The sequence below is a fragment of the Leuconostoc citreum genome, assembly GCF_004354555.1.
Taxonomy (GTDB): domain Bacteria; phylum Bacillota; class Bacilli; order Lactobacillales; family Lactobacillaceae; genus Leuconostoc; species Leuconostoc citreum.
In genome coordinates, this window is sequence record NZ_PUFH01000005.1 from 384,783 (window position 1) to 409,019 (window position 24,237).

Sequence of the window (24,237 nt, forward strand, 5' to 3'; positions counted from 1 at the left end):
CTTTGACCGATTTACTTGTCACACCAGAAACCTAGAATCGTTGCAATATAATAAATAAAATCGTAATTGGAATTGCAATAATCACTGCCCCCGCAGCGAAACTCATGAATAATGAATTGGCTGTCTCTTTAGTCATTATCGAATATAATCTGATTGCAATGGTATAGCTTTTAACGTTGTCACCCATAATAATCTGAGCAAAAATGAATTCTATCCAAAGACCAGTAAACGCTGTCAATGACGTAAAAACTAAGAACTATTTCTTGTCTGGGTATGTCACAGCTTTTTCCTCTAAATGGTACGGTGATTTTGTGATTCTATTTCTTCAATTTGTTGCCCCCTCGCTGCGCTTTTTTGGTTACGTAAGAATTGACGTTCTGCATTTGTTTCAGCTCGAATGTCTTGTTGCCACATCCGGTTTATTTTGAAGAATGATTTGTTGCTTTTCAACATCACGTTATCTATTCGTGTTTTGTTGAAGTTATTTTTGACAGGAATATTATTTATTTGTGCTACTTTTGAATTACTTTCCTGAATGTTGTTTTCCTTGAGGCCAGTTTTAAACGCTGTCTTTGTGAGATGGCTATCTTGGTGATCATGAATTCTTGACCTAATGTCAATTAATTTTTGATCAATTGTTTCTAATTCATTATCTTGAATTTGATTAAAATGGCGATAGAGTTTATTGGCAAGTCGCCTACGCAACGCCTCATCTTTGTTTTCTGACAGCTTACGCTGACCCTTGCGCATCACACCCTGATCCTCAATGTTAAAAGCATCAAATTGTTGGCCCAATTGTTTGAACTCATCATATTCTGACTTGAATTCGTTTTGAAACATATCATTAAGCAATTGATTGGTGAGGTGGTTGGCCTTCGCCATTTTTGTATTATTGTCCATTAAGCGGTTGTTTCCGACTTGCCAATGGCCTTTTTGGTCTTGAGGCAAGGCAAGAAAAATAGCTTTAAGTTGACCAACATAGCGACCATCAGCTAATACTTCACCACTAGCTGAGACAATGTCTTTTTTCAATTGCCCTAACCCCTTCAAGACATCAGTCCGCTTTTGTCTTGATTTTTCGTTCATCAGCTCATTTCTGAACTCACGCTTGGTTAATTCAATTTTCTCTAATGTAATAACCCCTGTTGGTTGACCTTTATAGGGACCTGATTGTTTTAACATTTCAGGGCGTGTCTCTTTTGATTCTTTAGCAAACCAGAGGTGCATATTTAAATGATCGGTGTCCTGGTGAATTACCCCAAACCAGACAACATCTCGGTCTGATTCACCCAAAGGTAATTTAAAACCCTGGTTAATCAATGTTTTCACGACTTTTTGTTGGGCATGTTTTAATTTGTCTTGATCAATGTTACCTGTTTTTGGATCATACAAGTTGTTCTCGACTAACCAGTCACCACGTAGAGAAAACGCTAACTCGTGAATGTTGTTCCCATTTGCCTGCGCTGTATCTAATCGTTTCCGCAAAACAGATATATCGTGATTATTGTAATGTAATTTGTCACTACTAAAAAGTGGTTCTTGTTCTGTCGTGGCAGAAGTACGTGTTGCGTAACCAGCTTCATTGAATTGTTTTTTTAAATCTAATAATTCAGTGATTGACTCATTATTTTGATCGTCAATTTTATCTTTGTTATTTGCGTAATCAACTAAGTTAGAATACTTTTGACCTTTAGCATTAGCTGAACTGGCTGTCACAAATTGTGCTGGCAGATTAACCATCGCGGTTTTTTTTTCACCTAGTTTAAAATCTGCTAGTTTTCCTGTTTTAGCCATTTTGAATTGCCTCTTGAATTTCTTCAATACTATCGAACTCTTGCTCATATCTTTCGGACAAACGAAAAACTTGGACCTTAGGAATTTCTAAAATACCGGCGACACTCTCCAATGATTGATGAAAATTGTTTCTTAATACCAACACCATCTGCGCATTATAGTAATCAACTAAATCTTTAATCGGTCTTGTTGCTATCTTGTTGTTATAAGTTGCTGGTTTGTGCCAATCATGCTCTTGTAATTTTTTCAGATACTGCTTTAACTGTTTATTTCTGTTCTGTTTGGTTTTAGTCATTTGAAATGATTCCTCTCTCTTGATTTATTTTTTTGATCCGTTGTTTATCTCGGAAGCGAATATTTTTATAAGCGGCAAACGATTTTGCTAATTCCGAGTCTTCCTCTAACTCAGTTTCAGTTCCCAAAGCCTTCAGTTCAATTTCACTCATCGGATTAAGCATGTATTGCACTTTATTTGTTGGGTCAATTGATTCAGGTACTGTGTCCATCAGACGATAGATCATTGACATCATGAAGCTTAACGATTCCTCAATATTTTTATTTTGTGCTGTCAGTTTAACTTCATTTTTGGATTGTGTGAGATCATTTAACCTTGAGGCCAGTTCGCCAATTGTCAAGTTAGCGTTTTTTGAATTGAGGACAATATTTTCAACAAAAAAATGCAAAGCAAATTTGTAAATGGTACTTCTGGCAAATTGGCCATTGATAACATCCGGATGCCGCTTTAACCAGTTAAGCATTTGTTGGAAATACCACTCTTCGTCTCTCGAATTTCGTATGGTAATCATTTTCGGACTTGATTGATAAATTTCCTCAGGCACATCAGAATCAGCCAATAAGGTATCAATGAGTTGAAGTTCATCATGAATTTTTTTGGGGACGTCTGAAGCTATTTGATTGGCATATTTTTTTGTGAGAAAATTTTTCCTTTTGGCTAGGTTTTTGATGTGTTCAGTTCTGATTTCAATCGCATCTTTCATTACTTTCCCCCTTTGGTTGCCTGACCGTTTTGATAGTTAATTTGCCAACTATCCTGCACGTTGAAAATATAAACATTGAAGTTAATCGCAGTATCATTTAGTGACTGTGCCATCATGTGAACACCACGAGGCACCAATTCCATATTGCGATATATTGGCGTCACTTGATAGCGCACATAATGACTAGTAGATTCTCTTAAATAATCAGCTACTTCTGTTTCATAGGTCACCATGCTTTTAGCATTTGGACGACTGTCAGCGTTTAATTGTCTAGTACCAGTAATGAGATTTTTAGGCTCGTTATTCAAACCTGTAAATTGATACCCAATCAGATGGCTCCGGTTATATAACCAGTCACTACCATTGGCGCCCGTTTTGATGGCATGGTAACCAGGTGTCTGCACAGTTAAGCGTTCACGTGCTTTATCCTTTTGAGCTGGGGGCATCAGCTTTTTATTTAACAAAGCATTCGCTACCTGCGGTCGACCTAACCAATCTAGACCAGAAAGTTTTTGCCAACCAGACGCTGAAAGTTTCATTTCATCATTTGAGAATGTCGGTTGATTTTGATTGACTGATACAACGGATTGGTCGTTAAATTCCTGATTCGCTAGTTGCTCGTTTTCTGTTTCATGGTACGTTTTTTTATCAATATTAATGATTGGTGATTCAGTACTGAGTGAAACTATTTTCTGCATAATAGTGACACGATTGTAATAACCGATGCCAATTAAAATGACAAGTATTATCAAAATCCGTTTAAAATACTTTGCACGTTTATAATTTTTCATGAGTCCTTCTTTTTATTCTTTTGGCAAATAGAAATCTAAGCGTTCAATAATTTTCTTCGCTAACTCACCTATGACCAAAGTATTTTCATTTTGTGTTTGAATTAAGCGATTGTTAGCTTCAATGAGGTCATCAATGTAGGCATGTAAAACATTTGATGATTCCATTTCTTCAAGCCGGTTTGCGTAATCAGTAATCACTTCTTTAATCAATTGATTGGATGTTGTATTCGTTTTTTCGGCGTAATGATCAATAACATCAATGACACTTTTCTCAATACCACGAATTTCTTTCCTAACTTTAGACATATAGACCTCTTTTTTATTTGATGGATTGTAACAGGTTAAGGGGGAATGCCGGCAATTGCTGCCTAATCCCGCCGTGCGGGCATTCAAATGACGGTAACCAAAAAGATATGTAATACGGTTGTTGTACATATGTAATACGGTTGTTGTACATGTTTTTCGTACAAAAAAATGACCCTTTTGGGCTATTTTCTGAAAAACAGTGGATTAAATTTCCTTAGTTTTTGGTAGCTGTGAGTGTCCTTTTTTAACCTGCTTAATGGTTGCTTCGTATGTTTCAACTTTAGTCTTTGCGTTGCCAATATTGTTGCGTGCCTCAGAGATTTGACTACGAATTTGAGTGATACTACTCCGTGCATTTTCAATGCTTGTTTGCAGTGAGCTATCAGTTGTATTGACTTGTTGTTTCGCCAATTCTTTAATCGCATCCGTCTGTTGTTCAATCGCTTTTTGATATGATGCAATCGCTTGTTTATTCTTACCAATCACTTCATTTTGATTGGCTATTTTGTCTTGATATTCTTCAATAGTTAAAGTCCGTTGCGAGGCATCTCTCAGCGTATTTGAATACGATACTTTGTCACGATTGACCGTGAACTTACCTTGGTTTATTTCAGATTGAGACGCCTTTGTTGCATTACTACTTGAAGCGATTGCACTTGCACTATTGGGTGCATCAATTTTATTTGTGTTGATATTTTTGTCGTGTGCTGTCACGGTAACTACGTTAAATTTTGGGCTCAAATTGGTGAATTTAACGACCATAGTATTGTTCGAAGTTGGAATGTAATAGCCTTTAACTTTTCTGCCTTTTGTATCGGCAATGGCTGTAAAGTAAATGTTATTAATATCTACGAATTGATTTTTTGAGTCGCCACCATTTGCGATGCGATAATGTAATTCTAAGACACCGTTTTTTGGATTGAAGGCAGATTTTGCTAACGTAGCAGATTTGTTCATTGATCCAAAGGGCATTGGGGTATTGAGTGGCGTACTTGGAATATTTGAAGGACGTGGTACGACACTGACAAGGATTGTCACTGAGACAGCCACAAGCATGAAAATGCCAAAAATCACGAGTAAGTTCCTTCGCTGGTGTTCGACAAACCAGGTAATAAAACGTTGATAGCTTTGGTTCAAAAAAGTAAATTTATCACCAAACCATTTAAAGAAATTCATTGTTGCAATCATCAATATTCACCTCCCCATTCATTGAAATCGGCACTGTCAAAGTTTGGCATTGGTGGCAAATCAGAACTCGAACTTTGTTGATTTGTATCAACATTTTTTGCTAATTTTGGTTGCCCATAAATTCTGAAAAAATTGACAACGTTTTGCATTTCATAAACTACTTCTGTTGTTTCTGGTTTTGTATATTGATGGTTTCTCATGTTGAAATCGACCTCAACAACTAGTCCTTTTTGTGTCAAGAGATCACGAACTAATTCGGCCGTTTTACCAAAAGCAACATAGCCGATGTAAGTTGCCTTACCGTCTTTTAAATCGTTAATGGCAAGCGAGAAATAAGCGACAGGATATTGTTTTTCCCCGCTAAGGTAAAACTTAATATTGCGACTGAGACGGCCGACGTGGTGATTAGTTTGCATAATAATACTCATCCTTTCTTTGTTGCATCACTTGTTTAATTGGGGCTATTTTTAACTTCAATGTTTTAGACAAGGTTTGGTGTGTATCAAACAACCGCAAATAGCTATTTGTGGACTTCGGTACATCCTGTGGTAAAGAACGGCAGCCAACATATTGCTGTCCGAAGCAATCTTCAAAAACGTAATTTCGAACTGTTCTGCGCTGATCATGCTTCATGATTAAAGCCCTGATTCTTTCAGAAGACAGGCATTCATTTTTCAGTGGTTGGACTAAAATCACAACCTCTTGATCCTGTGATAGCCTGTTTAATACTTGCACATCAAACAAGGACATTTGGTTGGTCTTCATCCTGAACCTCCTTTGGCTTAGCCGCTTCGTGAAATGGTAAATTGTAGGCCGTCATTAATTTTTGAATGGCCTGATAAGACGTCTGCGATGTGCGGTACATTCTGACCGCCCCATCATCTTTTAATGCCCCATTTTCGATGGCTTTTAGAATTTTTTGTGTGAGTTCTCCTGATGACTGCGCAGTAAATAATATCTTTGCGTTAAAATAATCTACTGCTAAAAAGACGTTGTATTTATGTAACATGCGCTCCCCCTTATAAAAGCTATTTAATACCCCATGGCGTATTTGTTAGTCGTCACGGCTGTTCGTATACGAGCAGCTAATCCTTTAGAAAAGTATCGACCGAATTGTTGATGATCAATTAGATTTTCATTCATGTAAACTAATTGTTTTTTGGCATTTTCTTCCAGGAGACTGGTGAGTCTTATCTCGCCGTGAATGCGTATTTGGTTTTGCAAAATAGTGTTGCCACTACGTAATTCATCTTTTAAAAACTCTAACGAATCAGCCAATGATTTGACCACGATACCAGCTTGTACAGCATCGGTAACCAATAAGTCAGGAATTAGGTTGTGCATCAGGTTTCTTAGCTGTGGATATTGCGCTAATAGATTACCAGTCGCGAGTAAGGCGTCGGCAGGCTTTGACAATTGGTTTTGATTCTCGGCCCCACCAATATAATCATCATCATCATCCAAAGAATTAGTTTTAGTTTCATTCAAATCAGTATCACTATACTCAGTATCACTTGACTGTCGTTTTGACAGTTCTGGTACTGCCGTTTTGACAGTTCCGGTACTGTCGTTTTGACAGTTCCTTGTCCCCCAGGGCATCAGGCCTGTGGATAACTTCTTTTTCGACATTTAAGTTGCCTATGTATAGTAAATTTGGACGGTTTAGTCCCTGGCGCTCCTCCTCAAGTAACCCGAAAGCATTGAGTTCTTTTTTGATGGCAATCACTTTCTTTTCACCAACATTCAACATCCGTTGCAGATCACCATTTTTGTAAATTAGATAGACATCACCCACGTCATCTATCCAACCATTCTTTAAAGATAGTTCGAAACGGTCTTTCAAAATAGCATAAGCTAATTTTGACTCTGGCATCATTTTGCTATACTGCTCATTTTCAAACAAAGCTTTCGGTACACGATAAAAGCGTTCACTATTCTCTACCTGTTTCTGACTAATTCGATCCATCGTGTTCTCCAATTCTTTCCTTTAAGCGCTGGTACAGCAGTTTGTCCGCAAAACTAATTTCTTCTTTGTCACTCTTCTCAACAGTAACCATGATGTCACTGACGGATAGGTATAATCCTTGAGATAAACGATTTGCTTCGAATGCATAGATTTTTGTCCTATCATGCTCGATGCGAAAAAGTCTATTTTCTGACAAGTTAGTTAGTTTTGATAATTGGCGAAGTGATAAGCCGAGTTCTTCTCTTCTGTTGCGTATGAATTCACCTACACTCATAAATTTCTCCCATAACGTATTTTTGTGTTACAATTCTAAAACGTTCTCACAACAATTTGCTAGGTGTAACTTAAACTCACAAAAAAACACCATATTATGAAAAGTAGAAGAATACTGTTATATCAAGGCTTTTAGGCCTTAATAATTGTAATATTCTACTTCATAATATGATGTACAACCTGTACTCAACATGGAATTGTGCTTGATAATCATCGCAATCCCTTTTTAAATCATACGAAGTACAAACTTAGCACGTTACATTATGGTCATAATTAATGTTTCAATCTACTTGTATAAAACATGCCTTTAATAAAGTAAATCAACCAATAGCCGCCAAGTGCAAGCCATGTAATAATAAATATAATCAGACTAATTTGATGTACTAAGGTTTTATGATATGTCAGACGAATTGTTTTTGCGCCATTTGGATTAACAGATAAAAAGCCACCCTTATTTTTGTATGCCTTTAGTCGTTTACCTTGCGTATCAAAAGCAGCAAATCCTTTAAGATAAGTAATCGGTGTTTGAACACTTCTAGTATTGCGCGGTACACCAATAATATAAAAATCTTGGCCTTTGACCATTGTTCGATTAGGTAATATTTGCTTATCAAACTGAACAAGAGAATCTGAATAAATTCTTTTAGCGTTACGCTCTTGACCTTGCGCACGATAATCATCCAAGACGAGAGATGGTCTATCTAACATCACTTGAATATTATCATTAGTCACGCCAAACAATGAATCGGTTTTAAGATTATCCTTGTTAGGTGCAACAATATGGTTCGTTGCATTATTAAAACCATCAACATGGCAATTTTTGGCAACCGTATTAAGCATCATGCCATTAAATGACAGGTATATTAACATGACTGACACAATTGGCAGCATTTTTTGCTTGATTTTCATTAAGTCTGTTACAGCAAAAGCAACAAATAGACTACCTAAAATCGCTGGCATAAAATGCCAACGATACGTCATCTGAAGAGCGCCACTCAGCTCACGGTTAAATAGATACCAAGGAAATAGATTAGAATACAGGAATAGTAAGGCTACGATATAAGATAAGCCCAATATTTTATAAACATAATTAAATTTTTTGTAGAAAATAAGTAGCGCAGTAAGACCTATAATTAGGAGCGACAAGACATCAGATAGGTTGAATATTCTCATCAACACGGTACTAAAGTTCGCACCAAACAAATCAGGGTTATTCGGTAAATTCGCCCAATTATTAGCCAATCTTTGCTCGATAAACGGAAAAACAAAGGCAGCAGACAGGCCTAACGTGAGCAACACTGATCGTAATAACTGATTCATGTCATTAATGGACAATTGCCTCTTGAAGTAAGCCACAACGACCATACATAAAACAGTTAAGACAATGCCCAATGTTGTTGGAATTGATAACATCACGGCAAAGCTACTATAAATTGCTGCACGTAACCAGGTGCGATTATCATGAAGGAAAATAATGTTATAGAAGCTTAGGACAACAACCGGTGCTAGTAGAATCACTATATTTGATGCATATTGCGTCATATACGCAATTCTAACAACAGCCACATTATCTAAAATGGCGTTACCAATGGCAGCCGTCAACACATATGTCAAAGCAAATGTGAATGCTAGTTTTATTTTAGAGGTTATTTTATAAACAATCGCAAAATTAGACCATAATGCAAAATAAACTACGATAATATCAAAAATCAAAATTGAGGTCACTGGTAATTTTGTTAGACGCCATAAAAATATTAGAGGATAAAACAAATACGTCGGATAAAAAAATTTTAAACCATAACCCCAACTATTTGTCCCTGAGTATCTAATGATGTCTGGGAAAAAATGGCCATTTTGCTGTGCCATGATTAACTCATGAAATTGGGCAATGTGAAATTGACTATCACGCCAAGTTACTAGCTCGCCATTTAACAGCAACGGCAAAAATAATATCATAGCGATAATTAAAAAGATAAGATGTAATCCCAGGTAGGATTGTATGTATTTCTTCAAAAGACTCCCCCAAAAAACAGTCATGTTTTCAAAAATTTGGTGATTATGCTAAATCGATTGAATATATGATTTCAGCACTTTCACAGCAACTGATAAGTGGTATTTCGTTGGCTTCAGCACAACATTGTGCCCAACATCATCAAAAAAATATCCTGTGACACCATCAAAATCTGAAGAAAGCGCAAGATTGCGAGCAAACGGCACATCATTTTTTGCTAAATTTTTTGTGTATGGCATCAATTGACTGCGAACATCACCAGGAAAAAAAGAATTAACCGTTGTATTTTGATGCGCAAGTCTATCCGCTAACAGCACCATTAACAACGTTTTATGTGTTACAACCCAAGCCGCCCTTGCTAACTGATTTGTTTGCAGTTCGCATATTGGTGCGAGACTGATTGCTTTGGGATTGCCACTGACGATTAACACACGGGCATTATTTAATCTCTCATTCAAGCCTACGGTAAGTTCATAGTGTGATAACAAATTATTTTTAATATTTTCATCAGCAGTTTGTGGCATTATACCAGCACTGTGAATCAACACATCAACGCTTGAAAAAGTGGCATTTATCTTTTCAACCGCCTTGTCGATACCTACGCGCTTAGACAAATCAGCTGATATACTGCTGACATTTGGCCCTAAATGTGCGACTGATGATACTAATTTGGTCTCATCTCTGCCAATAATAATTACCTTATTGTCACGCGACAAATCTTTTGCAATGGCAAATCCAACCCCTGATGAACCGCCAGTAATGACAATATTTTTCATGTTTGCTCCCACTCATACTCGATTAGTTTGTCAAATTACTAACGCACTCGAGTATACGCCAAGTCGTTTAATTTATCTACAATTTGTTGTAACCCATCACAAGATAAATTGTGATGATTAATTTATACCCTAACCACCATCAACTATATTATAATTAAATTACTCATTTTCATTAAAAAATAACGATAGCATATATTTTTTACACGCTAGGAGGCGGTTTACAATGAATACTTTTGTTTATGAAACTATCGTGTCAATTGTCGAGGAAAAATCCTTTCAACGTGCATCTGAACATTTAAACGTGACTGCTAGTGCTGTTAGTCACGCAATCAACCAAATCGAGAAAAAATACGGTTTTCCTATCTTTATTCGTAATCGCTCAGATGTGGTATTAACCTCAAATGGCCAAAAACTTTACCCTATACTACGGAAAATTCTTGCCGAAGAAAAAGAATTAGAAAAAGCCGTCCAGTCAATCCAGGGACTCGAATCTGGCATCATTAAAATTGGCGCTTTTAGTAGTGTTTGTATCAATTGGCTCCCCGATATACTCAGAAACTATTCTGGCCATTTTCCTAATATTGATATTTCTCTAACACAGGGTAATTTTTCTGAAATCAGCCAACTTGTTGAGTATGAAGAGTTAGATATAGGCTTTACACTCCTACCCGTAACAAATAATGTTAAGGTAACAGAATTAATAAAAGATGAAATAAAGTGTGTCACACCTTCTAACTTTAAACCACTTAACGGGCAAACAATCACACAAGCTGACTTACAGGGCTTACATTTCATCCTTCAGAAAGCTGACTATGACCGCGATACAAAAGAAACGCTAGATTATTACGACGTCCAACCTAACACAATTAACTTTTCAATTGACGATCAATCCATTGTTTCAATGGTCGAAGCCGGTCTGGGTTTTGGTATTTTACCAGATTTAGCCTTACAAAAATTGAGTGGAGATGTCAGCGTCTTTCCATTCGATGAGCCTTTTTACCGTACAATATCTCTTGTGCAGAGCAAAAATTCGCTAATTCCACCAGCCGTTGATGCACTCGTTCAAGCTATAAAAACTTATCTTAATGTCGCTTGATAATAAAAACACACTAACAGCATTAGTGTGTGTTTTTATTATCAGATGCTTTTTAATACCTGTGCTAAGCGCATAATGCCATCTTTAATGTCCTCATGCGATGGATACGTGAAATTTAATCTTAATTGATTTTTAATTTGACGTGAAGCATATTGTATTTCGGATGGTACGTAAACAACGTTGGCTTCTTGTAAAACTGGTCCCAGCAATAGTTTACCTGCATCTTGTGCTTCAGGTAAGCTAAGCCAAAGAAAGAACCCCCCTTCAGGTTTAGTAAATTGCACATGAGCTGGTAAATAGGTCTCAAGATAATGCACCATTGTTGCACATTTATCTTTATAAACCGCATTAACTGCTCGTATATGCTCATCAATATTGTTTTCAGCTAAAAATTGATCAATCGCTAATAAACTAATTTGAGATGGCTGAACATCTAAAGCTGATTTGATATCTAAAAATAATGCGATTAACTGTTTATTAGCAATCAACCAGCCTGTACGCAGTGCTGGTGATAAAATTTTTGAGAAACTAGAAATTAAAATAACTTTTCCACTGGTATCTAGTGATGCAATTGATGGCACCATATCACCTGTGTATCTTAAATAGCGGTAAGGACTATCTTCAATGATATAAAAGTCATATTCTTCAGCCAATGCTAGCAAAGCTTTTCTTTTCGCTAAGCTCATCGTTACACCGGTTGGATTTTGAAAATCTGGTACCGTATACACAAACTTGATATCCGGAAATTGTCTCAAAATTTGTTTAAGATGCGCAATGTCCATCCCATCGTCATTAACTGGCACCTCATGATAAGTCGGCTCATAACTATCAAACGCTTCTAAAGCCCCCATGTATGTCGGCCCTTCAACAACAATATGATCATTTTTATCAAGAAAAGCTCTGCCAACCATGTCAATCGCTTGTTGCCCGCCTTGAGTCAATATCACCTGCTCGGCACTGGCAGTCAAACCAAAGTATGTTTTTGTCATTGCCGCAATTTTTTGGCGTAACGATGCCGGGCCTTGCGTGCTATGGTACTGAAATATATCTGCTCCTTCTTGCGCAATTGCTTGCGTAAAAGCTTTTTGTAAAGCTGCACTAGGAAAAACAGTTTCGTCTGGCAGCCCCATGCCAAATGAAATATTGTTTGCTTGATTGGCTTGCGCAAATAAATCAGTCATTTTGAGACCAGTATTTGGTTGATGACGTTTTGATGCATTTAAAATTGCCATGATGTATTGCCTCCTTGTTATCTGAAGATTATATTACAGAATAATCTACATGCATGTCGGGAGACTATTTCCGTTTGAGTTGAAATAAATTCATGCTCGATTAAAACATCACGCTCACTGCTATTTCTAATATATAGCAACTATCAAAACAATAAACAACTCAGTAGGTTTAACTTATACAGCATATTAATTGACAAAATCTTTCACGCTATGTTTTGATTAAAGTATCACAACTAATTAACAATAGGAGTTAAATATGTCAAACATTCAAACTGAGCGTTTAATCATTAGACCTTTTTCGGATAAAGATGCACCAGACCTATTAGCTTATATGTCCCAACCCAGCGTCAATTGTTTTGCTGATGAACGTATCCATACACTCGCCGAAGCACAAGCTGACATCAAAGTACGAATGAAAGATGAACTGCAATTTGCTGTTGCCACGAAGGATAATAATCACTTGATTGGCCACCTATTTGCTCATCAAGAAGATGATGAGGGCCAAGATACTTATAGTGTTGGCTGGCATTTTAACCCGACATATAGTGGTCAAGGTTATGCAACAGAGGCAGCAGATGCTTTACTAAATTATCTCTTTAATGACAAAAGCGCACGACGAATATATGCTTACGTTGAAGAAGATAATATCCCTTCTCAGAATCTTTGCAAACGCCTTGGTATGCGACAGGAAGGCACATTTATCGAGTTTATCTCTTTTGTAAAAAACCCTGATGGTACCGATAAATACGAGAACACACAACAATATGCCATTCTAAAAAAAGAATGGCAAAACCTTACTTGATTACCGATAAAAAACATCTTGCTCAACAGCCAACACCAATATAAACTGGTGCTGGCCGTAAAAACAAGATGTCAAACAATTTCAAGTTATTTACTGACTACTTGATTTATCTTGGCATACTGGTCAATGACCTTGTCAAGATTTTTTTTGCCATGATATATAGCATACCCAACTGCAAGAATCAGAAGTAAACCAACAGTTGCACATGTAATACCTGCAACGAACAACCATAAATGATGTTGCCTAAATAGATAGGTTAATACAATACCAACACCCACAAGCATGGATAGAAAAGACTGCCAACGTTGCAAATTACGAATCATCTGCCGTTGAAAGATAATTTCATTTTTATATCCTTTGTCGATAGCTTGTAAATTATGAACCATTGGTTATCTCCCTTCCTTTAATACTTGAGTCCTGGGTTAAAGAAGCCAGTTAGTACACCAATCAACGCTACTACAACCAAAATTAACATGACTTTGATAGGCGAAATATTCTTTTTTGCCATAAGCCACCAGCATAAAACAATAAAAGCGGCTGTTAATAATCCTGGATAAACTGAATCAAGCTTATCCTGTAGCACCAAGTATGCTTTTCCTGAACCATTTCGCAAAGTAAATGATGTTTTTACAGTCACCCAGGTTGCAGCAACACCGCCGACAACCATACCACCAACAGTGGCGATGGCCTTACGAATCGCTTTTCCCTGGGCGCCAACTAAAATACCAACCGCTTTATCGCCTAATTCATAACCTTTAAAGTAGGCAAAACGCATACCAAAGTAACCAAGCAAATTCCATACAATAATATAGAAAATAGCACCAAGTGGTGAACCACCATCTGACATACCTAAAGCAATACCTAGAATAACTGGAATTAGCGTGCCAACAACTAGCGAATCACCAATACCAGCAATCGGACCCATCAAACCAGCGCGCAAGCCATTAATCGTTGCATCATCAACATGCCCATCATTTGCTCGTGCTTCTTCCAAGCTGGCGGTAATCCCCACAATAATTGAACCTAACTGTGGTTCAGTGTTGAAAAAGGCTGTATAGGTCTTCATTGCCTTTTCTTGATCTTCTTTATTATCATATAATTCTTCAACAATAGGCAGCATTGATGTTAAATAACCAAAAGTCTGCATATGCTCTTGTGAAAATGCCGTCAGATGACCATAAAACCAGTGATGAAAAGACTTATTCAACGTCTTACGAGAAATTTTCTTACCTGTATTCTCCATTTTATATGTCCTCATCTTCTTCATCATCAACTGTGCCACCTGTATTAGCTGGCGCGGCTTGTCGATTTGTATTAATCGCCATATCTAACTTATAAGAAATCATAGCAAAAATTAACGATACCACTGTAACAGATACTAAGTTCAATTTTAAGGAAGCCGCAAAAGTGAATCCAACAAAGAACGGAATGAAATCAACCGGACCATCAACTATCTGCTTAAGCAAAATTGCAATACCCACACATGGTAGTAAAGCACCAACGGTAAACAACGTTTTCATTGGTATCCCATCCATTGGTAACGCGGTTTTTAGTGCCTGGACAGCGCTAGAACCGAAATGTGTCATTAAAACTGTTGGGATAAAAGAAAATATAAGATGTGAAATCCAAGGATAGCCCCAATCAACGGCATACAATTTTCTGAACTCACCTCTTTCAACAGCTCGCCAACCCATGTGTTGCCACACAAGGTTCATTGTTGCTGTACCATAGAAAAGGACTGTACCAACAGTACCAACCAAAGTACCCATTGACTTGGCTAAATCGGCTGCGTTTGCTGATGTTGCTGCTAACCCCTGTGAGTGAATGGCTACCATTGCTAATGGAATACCAATATATGAAACCGCACGCACATCAGCCGACACTGTACCACCTGGTGTAACCAAGGCAATATAGACCAACTGCATGGCGACACCTGCAGCAATACCCATTTTTAAGTCGCCTAAGATTAACCCACAGACTAAACCACCCACTAATGGTCGTCCCAAAGTGTAATTACCAATTGTCGACCCAGCCATACCAGGCATGGATGACAAACTGGCAAATATACCTAAGATACTTGCTTGTAACCAACTAATCGTCATATTCTCAACCTCTCATTTACCTGAATTACAGATTAAATTTACTTTTGAAGTCATTCCAGTAGCCAATCGAAACATCAGGTAAGAGTTGCAGTTTAACCTGATAGCCTTTAGCTTGAATTGCTTCAAATGCCTGTGCCTCCTCAGGTGTGATGGATTGGTTGTTTCCTAATTTAATAGCCTCAGGACGATCATTAGCAGGCCCGACAATTACTTTTTCAATATCGCTAGGCACAAACCCATAATCAACAAGAATAGTTTTCATATCTTGTGGTGTTTTGGTAATTAAGAAATATTGTCTCTCAGAGTCAAGTACTTGTTGCGCTTTTTCTTTAAAATGAGCTAAAGTCCAGACAAAGGTCTTTTTTTCTGATGCACTTTTGAAAGCATCTTTTAATACTGGATTAGTTGCCGCAGCATCGTTGACTGCAATCAGTCCATCACAGGGGTATTCTTTGGCCCAACGCGTAACAGTTTGCCCGTGAATAATTCTATCGTCAATACGTACAAATGAAATACTCATAATCTTAATTCCCTTCAAATTTCGTCTTCATCTTCGTCTGCTTCAATGAGTTCAAACTGTTTCACTGCTGTGGTCGCCTCATGCAATACAGCTGATACTAAGTCGTCCCCGCTCATCGTGTTCTTTAAAATGGCAGCATTCAAAGCCATGGGGAAGTTCATCCCCCCCAAGACTATCGTCTCTGATAGACGCTGTTGCTGATTAAGTATATCAGTTACTGTCGTTAATGGGCTGCCCCCTATGATATCACCCAAAACAATTAAGCCGTCATCAGGCGCTATATCACTGAGTAATGATTTAAATCGACTGCCAAAGTTCGTCGTATCTTCACCCGATTTTAATCCAATAGCTCTAACCTGCTCAATATCATCACCAATGAACATGCTCAAAGCATCTCTTAATCCCTCTGAAAACTGACCATGACTTACCAATATGAGGTAGTTCATTCTTATTCCTCTCACTTTCCATAATTAAAATGTAAGTTTCACGGTTTAAATGTAAGCGCTTCCATAACCTAAATCATATTCTACTCTTAATTTTCATAAAAAACAATCCTATTTTAGTAAAATGTTATTTTTATTTAATCTACATATGTTAGAGAAAAAAGTTCTCATAATGTCATGGTATTGACATTGTGAGAACTTAATCTTAGTCTGTAGTTTTTGTTTGATTTTCACTATCTTCTTTTGGTGTTGTGCCATCTGGTAGAGTTTTATCTGTTGGTTTCTCCCAAGAAACAAAGTCGCAATCAGGGTATCTTGAGCAACCATAAAAAGTACGTTGTTTTTTGGTTTTTCTCTCAACAATTTGTCCTTTGTGACATTTTGGGCACAAAAGCCCAATTTCTTTAACAATTGTCTCCGTGTGACGACAATCTGGGAAACGAGCACACGCATAGAACTTGCCATAACGCCCCATTTTTACAAGCATAGGCGCTCCACAAACTGAACAATCAATACCAGCCAACTCATCATGCATGATAATCTTTTCTAATGTTGTTTCAGCTTTTTCAACTTCTTTTGAAAATGGTTTGAAAAATTCATCAATGACCGGAACCCAATATTTTGCACCAACTTCGACCTCGTCTAACTCATGCTCAATTCTAGCTGTAAACTGTGTATTGGTCACGTCAGGGAAGCTTTCTTCAACAATTGTCTGCACAATTTCACCGAGTTCAGTAGGCACAAATTTACGTGCGTCTAATCGTACATAATTTCGCTTTTGAATCGTTTCAAGAGTTGGCGCATAAGTCGAAGGTCTACCAACACCATTTTCTTCCAAAGCTTTAATTAAAGCAGCTTCGGAGTACCGTGCAGGCGGTTGGGTAAAATGTTGTTCAGGATCGGTTTGTTCTATTTTAACTTGATCGCCCTCTTCTAAATGAGGTAATGTATTATCTTTCTCTTTAGCGGCTGGATAAGCTTTAGTAAACCCCGGGAATTTCGTTTTGGAACCGTTTGCTCGGAATAAGACACCGTTTTGAGTAATTGTCACGGCCATTGTATCTAAAATTTCTGGGGTCATTTGACTTGCAACAAATCGCGACCAAATGAGACTATATAGTTTGAACTGATCAGGGGTTAATTTATCTTTGATACTATCCGGTGTTCGTGTCACATCTGTTGGTCGAACTGCCTCATGGGCATCTTGTATGCCTTCAGCACTAGGTTGTTTAACTAGTTGATGCTGCGCGTATTCTTCTCCCCAAGTTTCATGTATATACTGTGTTGCGGCGTGACGTGCCATCTCAGAAATTCTCGTTGAGTCTGTACGCATGTAGGTAATGAGTCCTGTCTGTCCAATACCCCTACCGAGATTAATGCCTTCATACAGCTGTTGTGCTGCCATCATTGTTTTTCGTGTTCTAAAATTCAACTGAGTGTTAGCCGTCTGTTGTAAAGTAGAAGTTGTAAACGGACGCTGCGGATTACGTTTCCGTTCTTTCGCTTCAACTTTTGCAATTTCAAAGGGCTCATTGCGATTAAGACGCTTTAAAACATCTTGAACACTATCATTATCTGGTAGCTGCTGCTTCTTATCATCCACACCATAAAAAACTGATTGAATTTTTGAGCGTCCTTTTTTAAATACGGCGTCTAATGTCCAATACTCTTCCGGTTCAAAAGACTGAATTTCTTTTTCTCGTTTAATAATAAGGCCGAGAGCAACAGATTGTACTCGGCCAGCTGACAACCCACGCTTGACTGTTTTCCAAAGAATTGGCGAAATAGAGTATCCCACTAACCGATCGAGTATGCGACGTGCTTGCTGCGCGTCTACTAAATCTTGATTGATTAAACGTGGGGTTTTAAAAGCATTTTTTACAGTATCTTTTGTTATCTCGTTGAATACTACACGATTTGGTGCCGTATCGTCGAGTTGTAGTATATGCTGCAGATGCCAAGCAATTGCCTCGCCTTCACGATCCGGGTCACTTGCTAGGTAAACATTTTTGGCTGCCTTAGCTGCTTGACGCAAACCTTTAATAATATCGCCTTTGCCACGAATATTAATATACTTTGGTTCATAGTTATTATCGACATCGACCCCTAATGTTGATTTAGGTAAATCTCTCACGTGTCCTAGGCTAGCAATTACTTTGTAGGTACTTCCGAGATATTTCTCAATTGTTTTTGCCTTCGAAGGACTTTCCACAATGACAAGATTCTTTTTTCTTGTTTTTGTTGTCGTTTTTTTAGTTTTTTTTGTTGTGGTTGTTTTCTTTTTTTCTGATTCTGCCATCTGGTATATGCCTTATTTTTTACTTCTTAGTATATAGCATATCAGATTGTATTAAGTAATTGCACACTTTCTAAAATATCTTCCGGCTGAACGACGAGTTTTGCACCCAAGCTCAATAGTTCGTTGGTGCCTTGCGCTGTCTCTGAAAAAATACTACCAGGCACCGCCAGAACATCACGATTATTTTGTAACGCTAAATTAGCTGTAATTAGACTACCCGAACGTTTTTTAGCCTCAATGACTAATGTTGCAGATGATAAACCAGCAATAATACGATTACGCTCGGGAAAATGTGACCTGAGTGGTTTGCTACCGGCTGGATACTCACTAATCAATAAGCCTGAATTCGCTATTTGTTTTTGTAAGGCAGCATGTCGATTAGGATATACCACATCTAATCCTGTACCAATGACACCAATAGGCACACCACACGCTGCAAAAGTTATCTGGTGTGCCATAACATCTATCCCTTGCGCTAGACCTGACACAATTGATATACCCTTGGAAATCACCGTTGGTAATAAATGCCGAATCGTTTCTAGTCCGTATGGTGTAGCTAGCCGTGTCCCAACAACAGATAAACTTGGTAATTTAAGTGCATCTAAATTACCTTCATAAAACAATATCAACGGTGGCTGGTGGATTTCGCGTAATGCCTCAGGATAGGCTTCATCAAAATAACTAAGATAAGGTAATTGAAAAGTCGACGCCCTATCCAGCGCTTTATCATAAGATTGCGCAATACGCATACATTGTTGTGGTTCAGCTAATCGTGTAATCGTTTCTAACGACCAAGGATACTGTGTTGGTAAATTACCAGAAATTATAAAATGCAATAAGCGCGTGCGGGTGACTAGACCAATCCCTTCGGTCATTGTTAGTGCTAATAATTGTGTTCTTAAATTCATCATGATTACCTCCACAAATAATACGAAATCAATCTAAAAACGCTAAAAAAGCAGATGATTGATTAATCATCTGCCTATCCCTCAACAATCTCGCTCAAATAACTCCAGCGTGTCATTTTTTCATCTAACTGTTTTTCTAGTTGCTCTTGTTCTTTTTGTAATTCACCCAATTTAACATAATCAGTACCAAACTGTGCCATTTTATCAGGAATGGTTCGAATGCTTGACTCGATTTCAGTAATTTCATCTTCAATCGTGGCCCACTCTTTTTTTTCTTGATAAGTCAATTTTTTCTTGGTTGCTTTGGTTATCACAGGCTTGGCGTTCGGCGCTATTTTATCAGTTTCTGGTGACTGTAATAATTGCTCATCTAAATAGTCACTAAATAAACCATTGTATTGCTCAATATTACCATTACCTTGGAACATGTATAGTTTTGTTGCTACCTTATCCAAGAAATAACGATCGTGGGAAACCGTAATGACAGCACCAGAAAAACGGGACAAAAAATCTTCTAAAACGGTTAACGTGCCAATATCTAAATCGTTTGTCGGTTCATCAAGTAACAAAACATTTGGCTGTTGCAAAAGTAGTTTCAACAAATACAGCCGCCGTTTCTCGCCACCAGATAACTTACGAATTAACGTACCGTGCATAAACGGTGGAAATAAAAACTGCTCTAATAAGTCAGATACACTAATTTGGTTGCCATCTTTGTCTGTTACAGCACTAGCAACATCAGAAAGATAAGCAATCACACGCTTATCCTCAGGAATATCTTCTGTGACTTGAGTATAATAGGCTAACTTAACGGTATCTCCTAGTTCTATTGTGCCACTGGTTAAGGGTAATTTCCCTGCGATAGCATTGAGAAGCGTTGATTTTCCTGCACCATTTGCACCAGTAATGCCAATGCGATCGCCAGAAGACACACGCAGATTAAAGTCATTTAAAATAACTTGTTGTCCAAACGTCACGCCAGCATGTTCAATGACAATGACTTTCTTACCAAGTCGCTGTTGCCCAAGGTTAACAGCAACATCTTCATCGACCTGTAAATTTCCCATTTGTGATTCTAACTCGGCAAAAGCATTTTCTCTGGCTGTCTGTTTTGTTGTTCGTGCTCTGGCAGATTTTCTCATCCATGCTAATTCGCGCTTATACAACTGTTGTTGCTTATGTTCAGCTAGTTTACTTTGTGCAACGCGCTCTGCTTTACCGGTCATGTAATCTTGGTAGTTACCTTTATATTCGTATAACTGACCGAAAGATAATTCAAAAATACGATTTGTGACAGCATCTAAAAAGTAACGATCATGCGTCACCACCAGAACTGCACCTTTATAGTCGCTCAAAAATTTTTCCAACCAAGCGATAGAATCAAAATCAAGATGGTTGGTTGGCTCGTCTAGAATCAATAAATCCGGTGCTTCAATTAGTACTTGCGCTAAACCAACACGCTTGCGTTGACCACCAGAAAGTTCGCGTACGCGATGTTGTAATTCTGGCATATGTAGCTGCGTTAAAATCGATTTGATATGCGCCTCTGTTGTCCACGCATCCTCCGTATCCATTTCATTCTGAGCAATTTCAAATTTTTGGGCAATTTTGGGATCCGTGGGATTTGCGCTAAACTGCTGTAAAGCATACTCATAAGCGCGAATTGTTTTAAAAATAGGTTGACTTCCCGATAGAATGGCATCCATTACTAAAGCATCATCGTTTAATTTCGGGTCTTGAGTTAAATAGCCAATGGTATAGTCGTTTTGTGTGGTAATCGTGCCACCGTCAGCAAGATGAACACCCGAAATAGCATTCAGTAATGATGTCTTGCCAGAGCCATTGACGCCGATAAGTCCAACGCGATCACCCTCGGTGATTAAAAACGAGATGTCATCAAATAAAATTTTTTCGCCGTATGTACTTTTTAAGTTTTCTACTCTAAATTGTTTCATATTTCTATTATACTTGATTTTTGAGCTATAATAGCAAACTAATGAAAAAAATCTATCTTTAAGGTAGCGTTATTTGATTAGGCAAATCATTCTCATATGCCCAACAAAAAAAGCACTAGCCAAATGTCTCTGCGCATTGACTCGTGCTTTTTTTAGTTAACGTAATGCTTCAACATCACGTGCAATCATCAACTCTTCGTTAGTTGGAATCAATAATCCAGCAACAGATGAGTCTTGTGTTGTCAAAATAGTTTCTTTACCACGAACGTTATTGGCTTCAGCGTCGAGCTTCACACCAGCAAAAGCAAGTGATTCTAACACCTTAGCACGTGTTACTGCATCGTTTTCACCGATACCAGCTGTGAAGATAACCGCATCAACACGGCCCAGTTCAGCAAAGTATTGTCCAGCGTAACGAATAACACGATCATAAAACATATCTAATGCTAACTTGGCATGCGTATTTGTGTCTTGAACATCTTCTAAATCACGCATGTCACTTGAAATAGTTGAGATACCCAGTAGGCCGGATTTTTTATTCAAAACAGATAGCATCTCTTCGTTAGATAATCCTTCACGTTCTTGAATATAATAAACCAATGATGGATCAACATCGCCCGAACGCGTTGCCATTGTGACACCTGCTAAAGGTGTGAATCCCATAGACGTGTCATACGATTTACCATTTTTGATTGCTGTAATTGATGCTCCAGCACCCAAATGGAAAGAAATCGCGTTGAACTGTTCTAATGGTATGTTTAACATTTCAGCAGCACGTTCTGTAACGTAACGATGTGATGTACCATGAGCACCATACTTACGTGCGCCATAACGTGCATAATATTCGTAAGGAATACTATAAAGATAGTTCTTTTCAGGCATTGTTTGATGGAATGATGTATCAAAAACAGCAACTGAGAGCGCATCTGGCAATAGCTTTTGGAAAGCACGAATACCCATCGCATTCGCTGGATTGTGAAGTGGTGCATAGTCTGCTAAACGATCAATTTTTGCCAAGACTTCTTCTGTGACAACAACTGAGTGATTAAACCACTCACCACCGGCAACAACACGATGTCCAACCCCTGTAATTTCACTGAAATCCTTAACAATACCAAGATCTGTTAACTTCTGCAGTAAGACATCAATGGCCTGATCGTGATTTTTAATTGCCATCTCATGTTCAAATTTTTGACCACCATTTTTTGTTAGTGAAATATGACCTTCTTCGGCACCAATTAAACGCTTTGGTTCAATATCTTTACCGTACTTAATTGTAATTTCGGCATTATCTTGACCAATACGTTCGATAATTCCTTGCATCAATACTGTTTCCTCAGGCATTTCTAGCAATTGGAATTTCAATGATGAGCTACCAGCGTTAACCGCCATGACTTTTGACATCGTGTCTACCTTTTTAACCTTTAAATGTATTCATAACAGTGTTTACCCTATTATGTCATAAAAACATTGTAACATTTTTTGAAAATAAAGAACACGTTGATATAACAGTAATATGTTACAATATTTATACATTAAAAAGTATTTTCAGTAGGTAAGAAATGATAAAAAAATGGTTGTTAAGCAATTTAATCGGTGTTATTATTACGGTTTTTGTTTTAATAAGCACTTTTGGATCAATATACACGCTTGCTAACAAAGACCGTATCACAACGCGACCAATGAACGTACAATTGCGAACTGGTCCTGGTATACAATATCAATCAGCAGCAACGTTAAAAAAGGGTACCAACTTACTAATTATGGAGAAAGTACGTGGCTGGTACAAAGTGCGTCGTACAGACAATGAAAAAATTGGTTGGGTTGCAAGTTGGGTCGCTGAAGCGAAAACATTGCGTGTTGCCACCCCTATCAGCGAGGCAACAATTGTCCTTGATCCTGGGCATGGTGGTGATCCAGATAAAAGGTATGATGGCTTGCCAGGTGATAATGGCTCATCTTCAGCTGACGGAAAGCATTTCGAAAAAACATATACACTTAGCACTGCCAGAGCAATTCGCGACAAACTTCAACAGACCGGCGCTCGCGTTTTCATGACACGCGATTCAGACGTTATCATCCCCCTACTACACATTCCACGCCTAACAGAAAAGTACCAAGCAGACGCGCAAATATCTATTCATTTTGATCATGATGGGGATGAAAACAATGCAACCAGTGCCACGGGAATTTCCCAATACTATTATCATAACAATGGTAAGCAACTCACTGAAGCATTACATCAGTCGTTAAACCAACTCCCGCTACCTAACCGAGGAAGTGATACCGCTAAGTACGTTGTCCTAGATCAAGTGACTCGCCCTGCAACGCTTTTAGAGTTAGGGTACATTAATAATCCTTCTGATTTTAAACATATTCGTACAGCAGTCTATCAAAAAGAAATTGCTAACGCTGTAACTGCAGGTCTGCAATCTTATTTCAAACAAACCATGGAGAGAAAATAATGCCACTTTTTAACAAAGCAAAACAAAAATTAAAAGCTACAATTGATACGCAAACTACCGAAAAGGTGGAAACACATTTAGAAGGTTTACTCGTACAGCCCTTCGCTTATAAAAAACTACTCATCATCTACCGCATTGAACAATATCCTAGCACAAGCAATCATATCGATAATAAAATTTTGACTTTTGATAAAAAAGAGCCGTTATCAGAACAGCGCTATCACGAAATTATCGAACGCCTAAAAAATGACGATAGCGACCGTATCGCAATTGTTAATATTTTACCTCTAGTTGAATGAAATGCTAAAAAAG

28 protein-coding genes and 1 pseudogene are annotated in these 24,237 nt (G+C 37.9%); 4 read left to right on the top strand and 25 right to left on the bottom strand.

Going from position 1 to position 24,237, the window contains the following annotated elements; genetic code table 11:
- Positions 1-31: 31 nt before the first annotated feature.
- From C5L21_RS06285 to C5L21_RS06355, 15 genes and pseudogenes are all read right to left on the bottom strand, one after another.
- A pseudogene (locus C5L21_RS06285) lies at positions 32-253 on the bottom strand (sugar ABC transporter permease); the annotation flags it as partial.
- 38 nt (positions 254-291) lie between these two features.
- Complete coding sequence (mobP2, locus tag C5L21_RS09440; protein WP_241652884.1) at positions 292-1,794, bottom strand: MobP2 family relaxase; 1,503 nt, start codon at positions 1,792-1,794, stop codon at positions 292-294.
- On the bottom strand, positions 1,787-2,089 hold the full coding sequence (locus C5L21_RS06300; protein ID WP_133286206.1) for a hypothetical protein: 303 nt from the start codon (positions 2,087-2,089) through the stop codon (positions 1,787-1,789). Before C5L21_RS06300 ends, mobP2 begins: the two co-directional genes overlap by 8 nt.
- On the bottom strand, positions 2,082-2,792 hold the full coding sequence (locus C5L21_RS06305; RefSeq protein ID WP_133286207.1) for a hypothetical protein: 711 nt from the start codon (positions 2,790-2,792) through the stop codon (positions 2,082-2,084). The genes C5L21_RS06300 and C5L21_RS06305 overlap by 8 nt, the downstream gene beginning before the upstream one ends.
- Complete coding sequence (locus C5L21_RS06310; RefSeq protein WP_133286208.1) at positions 2,792-3,583, bottom strand: DNA/RNA non-specific endonuclease; 792 nt, start codon at positions 3,581-3,583, stop codon at positions 2,792-2,794. Before C5L21_RS06310 ends, C5L21_RS06305 begins: the two co-directional genes overlap by 1 nt.
- A gap of 12 nt (positions 3,584-3,595) precedes the next feature.
- A complete protein-coding gene (locus tag C5L21_RS06315) occupies positions 3,596-3,889 on the bottom strand; it encodes a hypothetical protein (protein WP_133286209.1) in 294 nt (97 codons plus the stop codon).
- Positions 3,890-4,093: 204 nt separating this feature from the next.
- A complete protein-coding gene (locus tag C5L21_RS06320) occupies positions 4,094-5,077 on the bottom strand; it encodes a coiled-coil domain-containing protein (RefSeq protein ID WP_133286210.1) in 984 nt (327 codons plus the stop codon).
- Positions 5,077-5,493 (bottom strand): single-stranded DNA-binding protein, encoded by a 417-nt coding sequence (locus C5L21_RS06325; protein ID WP_133286211.1) that lies wholly within the window; start codon positions 5,491-5,493, stop codon positions 5,077-5,079. Before C5L21_RS06325 ends, C5L21_RS06320 begins: the two co-directional genes overlap by 1 nt.
- Positions 5,483-5,842, bottom strand: a complete 360-nt coding sequence (locus C5L21_RS06330; RefSeq protein WP_241652885.1) for a hypothetical protein — start codon at positions 5,840-5,842, stop codon at positions 5,483-5,485. Before C5L21_RS06330 ends, C5L21_RS06325 begins: the two co-directional genes overlap by 11 nt.
- The gene (locus C5L21_RS06335) at positions 5,814-6,086 is read right to left on the bottom strand and encodes a hypothetical protein (protein ID WP_133286212.1); all 273 of its coding nucleotides are present in this window, start codon (positions 6,084-6,086) and stop codon (positions 5,814-5,816) included. The genes C5L21_RS06330 and C5L21_RS06335 overlap by 29 nt, the downstream gene beginning before the upstream one ends.
- Positions 6,087-6,109: 23 nt before the next feature.
- Positions 6,110-6,565 carry a hypothetical protein gene (locus C5L21_RS09540; protein ID WP_241652886.1) on the bottom strand — a complete coding sequence of 152 codons (456 nt, stop codon included), beginning with the start codon at positions 6,563-6,565 and terminating at the stop codon, positions 6,110-6,112.
- Between the two features lie 22 nt (positions 6,566-6,587).
- Entirely contained in the window at positions 6,588-7,043 is a 456-nt protein-coding gene (locus C5L21_RS09545; protein ID WP_241652887.1) for a replication initiator protein A, read from the bottom strand.
- Positions 7,030-7,317 (bottom strand): helix-turn-helix domain-containing protein, encoded by a 288-nt coding sequence (locus C5L21_RS06345; RefSeq protein ID WP_133286213.1) that lies wholly within the window; start codon positions 7,315-7,317, stop codon positions 7,030-7,032. Before C5L21_RS06345 ends, C5L21_RS09545 begins: the two co-directional genes overlap by 14 nt.
- 272 nt (positions 7,318-7,589) lie before the next feature.
- Positions 7,590-9,329, bottom strand: a complete 1,740-nt coding sequence (locus tag C5L21_RS06350; protein ID WP_223246000.1) for an MFS transporter permease — start codon at positions 9,327-9,329, stop codon at positions 7,590-7,592.
- A 48-nt stretch (positions 9,330-9,377) separates the two neighbouring features.
- Positions 9,378-10,103: an SDR family NAD(P)-dependent oxidoreductase gene (locus tag C5L21_RS06355; RefSeq protein ID WP_004899740.1), complete on the bottom strand. Its 726-nt coding sequence runs from the start codon at positions 10,101-10,103 to the stop codon at positions 9,378-9,380.
- 223 nt (positions 10,104-10,326) lie between these two features.
- Between C5L21_RS06355 and C5L21_RS06360 the strand changes: the two genes are divergently transcribed.
- Positions 10,327-11,199 carry a LysR family transcriptional regulator gene (locus C5L21_RS06360; protein ID WP_004906967.1) on the top strand — a complete coding sequence of 291 codons (873 nt, stop codon included), beginning with the start codon at positions 10,327-10,329 and terminating at the stop codon, positions 11,197-11,199.
- A 41-nt stretch (positions 11,200-11,240) separates the two neighbouring features.
- On the opposite strand, the gene C5L21_RS06365 is transcribed toward C5L21_RS06360, so the two are convergent.
- Positions 11,241-12,431 (bottom strand): aminotransferase-like domain-containing protein, encoded by a 1,191-nt coding sequence (locus C5L21_RS06365; RefSeq protein ID WP_004899744.1) that lies wholly within the window; start codon positions 12,429-12,431, stop codon positions 11,241-11,243.
- A 256-nt stretch (positions 12,432-12,687) separates the two neighbouring features.
- On the opposite strand from C5L21_RS06365, the gene C5L21_RS06370 reads away from it, so the two are divergent.
- Positions 12,688-13,233, top strand: a complete 546-nt coding sequence (locus C5L21_RS06370) for a GNAT family N-acetyltransferase (protein WP_004899745.1) — start codon at positions 12,688-12,690, stop codon at positions 13,231-13,233.
- 86 nt (positions 13,234-13,319) lie between these two features.
- Here C5L21_RS06370 and C5L21_RS06375 read toward each other — a convergent pair whose 3' ends face one another.
- The 9 genes from C5L21_RS06375 to C5L21_RS06415 all read right to left on the bottom strand — a co-directional run bounded on the left by C5L21_RS06375 (position 13,320) and on the right by C5L21_RS06415 (position 22,864).
- Positions 13,320-13,619, bottom strand: coding sequence for a hypothetical protein (locus C5L21_RS06375; protein WP_004906971.1), 300 nt, complete (start codon positions 13,617-13,619; stop codon positions 13,320-13,322).
- Between the two features lie 17 nt (positions 13,620-13,636).
- On the bottom strand, positions 13,637-14,476 hold the full coding sequence (locus C5L21_RS06380) for a PTS system mannose/fructose/sorbose family transporter subunit IID (protein ID WP_004899750.1): 840 nt from the start codon (positions 14,474-14,476) through the stop codon (positions 13,637-13,639).
- 1 nt (position 14,477) lies between these two features.
- Positions 14,478-15,335 (bottom strand): PTS mannose/fructose/sorbose/N-acetylgalactosamine transporter subunit IIC, encoded by an 858-nt coding sequence (locus tag C5L21_RS06385; protein WP_004899753.1) that lies wholly within the window; start codon positions 15,333-15,335, stop codon positions 14,478-14,480.
- A 25-nt stretch (positions 15,336-15,360) separates the two neighbouring features.
- A complete protein-coding gene (locus C5L21_RS06390) occupies positions 15,361-15,855 on the bottom strand; it encodes a PTS sugar transporter subunit IIB (RefSeq protein ID WP_004906974.1) in 495 nt (164 codons plus the stop codon).
- Between the two features lie 14 nt (positions 15,856-15,869).
- Positions 15,870-16,301, bottom strand: a complete 432-nt coding sequence (locus C5L21_RS06395) for a PTS sugar transporter subunit IIA (RefSeq protein ID WP_004904015.1) — start codon at positions 16,299-16,301, stop codon at positions 15,870-15,872.
- A gap of 202 nt (positions 16,302-16,503) precedes the next feature.
- The gene (topA, locus tag C5L21_RS06400; protein WP_085698990.1) at positions 16,504-18,597 is read right to left on the bottom strand and encodes a type I DNA topoisomerase; all 2,094 of its coding nucleotides are present in this window, start codon (positions 18,595-18,597) and stop codon (positions 16,504-16,506) included.
- 41 nt (positions 18,598-18,638) lie between these two features.
- Positions 18,639-19,508: a DNA-processing protein DprA gene (gene dprA, locus C5L21_RS06405; RefSeq protein ID WP_004899762.1), complete on the bottom strand. Its 870-nt coding sequence runs from the start codon at positions 19,506-19,508 to the stop codon at positions 18,639-18,641.
- Between the two features lie 71 nt (positions 19,509-19,579).
- On the bottom strand, positions 19,580-21,460 hold the full coding sequence (locus tag C5L21_RS06410; protein WP_133286214.1) for an ABC-F family ATP-binding cassette domain-containing protein: 1,881 nt from the start codon (positions 21,458-21,460) through the stop codon (positions 19,580-19,582).
- Between the two features lie 156 nt (positions 21,461-21,616).
- A complete protein-coding gene (locus C5L21_RS06415; RefSeq protein ID WP_004899766.1) occupies positions 21,617-22,864 on the bottom strand; it encodes an acetate/propionate family kinase in 1,248 nt (415 codons plus the stop codon).
- Positions 22,865-23,022: 158 nt separating this feature from the next.
- On the opposite strand from C5L21_RS06415, the gene C5L21_RS06420 reads away from it, so the two are divergent.
- Positions 23,023-23,925 (top strand): N-acetylmuramoyl-L-alanine amidase family protein, encoded by a 903-nt coding sequence (locus C5L21_RS06420; RefSeq protein ID WP_085698985.1) that lies wholly within the window; start codon positions 23,023-23,025, stop codon positions 23,923-23,925.
- Positions 23,925-24,224, top strand: a complete 300-nt coding sequence (locus C5L21_RS06425) for a hypothetical protein (RefSeq protein ID WP_012305119.1) — start codon at positions 23,925-23,927, stop codon at positions 24,222-24,224. Before C5L21_RS06420 ends, C5L21_RS06425 begins: the two co-directional genes overlap by 1 nt.
- Positions 24,225-24,237: the final 13 nt, after the last annotated feature.

Bases quoted from the DNA above. Each gene is read 5' to 3' on its own strand.
- C5L21_RS06325 (WP_133286211.1), bottom strand. From the start codon at position 5,493: ATGCAAACTAATCACCACGTCGGCCGTCTCAGTCGCAATATTAAGTTT.
- C5L21_RS06395 (WP_004904015.1), bottom strand. From the start codon at position 16,301: ATGAACTACCTCATATTGGTAAGTCATGGTCAGTTTTCAGAGGGATTA.
- C5L21_RS06420 (WP_085698985.1), top strand. From the start codon at position 23,023: ATGATAAAAAAATGGTTGTTAAGCAATTTAATCGGTGTTATTATTACG.
- C5L21_RS06370 (WP_004899745.1), top strand. From the start codon at position 12,688: ATGTCAAACATTCAAACTGAGCGTTTAATCATTAGACCTTTTTCGGAT.
- C5L21_RS06300 (WP_133286206.1), bottom strand. From the start codon at position 2,089: ATGACTAAAACCAAACAGAACAGAAATAAACAGTTAAAGCAGTATCTG.
- C5L21_RS06380 (WP_004899750.1), bottom strand. From the start codon at position 14,476: ATGGAGAATACAGGTAAGAAAATTTCTCGTAAGACGTTGAATAAGTCT.
- C5L21_RS06375 (WP_004906971.1), bottom strand. From the start codon at position 13,619: ATGGTTCATAATTTACAAGCTATCGACAAAGGATATAAAAATGAAATT.
- C5L21_RS06335 (WP_133286212.1), bottom strand. From the start codon at position 6,086: ATGTTACATAAATACAACGTCTTTTTAGCAGTAGATTATTTTAACGCA.
- C5L21_RS06320 (WP_133286210.1), bottom strand. From the start codon at position 5,077: ATGATTGCAACAATGAATTTCTTTAAATGGTTTGGTGATAAATTTACT.
- topA (WP_085698990.1), bottom strand. From the start codon at position 18,597: ATGGCAGAATCAGAAAAAAAGAAAACAACCACAACAAAAAAAACTAAA.
- C5L21_RS06360 (WP_004906967.1), top strand. From the start codon at position 10,327: ATGAATACTTTTGTTTATGAAACTATCGTGTCAATTGTCGAGGAAAAA.
- C5L21_RS09545 (WP_241652887.1), bottom strand. From the start codon at position 7,043: ATGGATCGAATTAGTCAGAAACAGGTAGAGAATAGTGAACGCTTTTAT.
- C5L21_RS06365 (WP_004899744.1), bottom strand. From the start codon at position 12,431: ATGGCAATTTTAAATGCATCAAAACGTCATCAACCAAATACTGGTCTC.
- C5L21_RS06315 (WP_133286209.1), bottom strand. From the start codon at position 3,889: ATGTCTAAAGTTAGGAAAGAAATTCGTGGTATTGAGAAAAGTGTCATT.
- C5L21_RS06425 (WP_012305119.1), top strand. From the start codon at position 23,925: ATGCCACTTTTTAACAAAGCAAAACAAAAATTAAAAGCTACAATTGAT.
- C5L21_RS06345 (WP_133286213.1), bottom strand. From the start codon at position 7,317: ATGAGTGTAGGTGAATTCATACGCAACAGAAGAGAAGAACTCGGCTTA.
- mobP2 (WP_241652884.1), bottom strand. From the start codon at position 1,794: ATGGCTAAAACAGGAAAACTAGCAGATTTTAAACTAGGTGAAAAAAAA.
- C5L21_RS06415 (WP_004899766.1), bottom strand. From the start codon at position 22,864: ATGTCAAAAGTCATGGCGGTTAACGCTGGTAGCTCATCATTGAAATTC.
- C5L21_RS06310 (WP_133286208.1), bottom strand. From the start codon at position 3,583: ATGAAAAATTATAAACGTGCAAAGTATTTTAAACGGATTTTGATAATA.
- dprA (WP_004899762.1), bottom strand. From the start codon at position 19,508: ATGATGAATTTAAGAACACAATTATTAGCACTAACAATGACCGAAGGG.
- C5L21_RS06390 (WP_004906974.1), bottom strand. From the start codon at position 15,855: ATGAGTATTTCATTTGTACGTATTGACGATAGAATTATTCACGGGCAA.
- C5L21_RS06355 (WP_004899740.1), bottom strand. From the start codon at position 10,103: ATGAAAAATATTGTCATTACTGGCGGTTCATCAGGGGTTGGATTTGCC.
- C5L21_RS06385 (WP_004899753.1), bottom strand. From the start codon at position 15,335: ATGACGATTAGTTGGTTACAAGCAAGTATCTTAGGTATATTTGCCAGT.
- C5L21_RS06410 (WP_133286214.1), bottom strand. From the start codon at position 21,460: ATGAAACAATTTAGAGTAGAAAACTTAAAAAGTACATACGGCGAAAAA.
- C5L21_RS06330 (WP_241652885.1), bottom strand. From the start codon at position 5,842: ATGAAGACCAACCAAATGTCCTTGTTTGATGTGCAAGTATTAAACAGG.
- C5L21_RS06305 (WP_133286207.1), bottom strand. From the start codon at position 2,792: ATGAAAGATGCGATTGAAATCAGAACTGAACACATCAAAAACCTAGCC.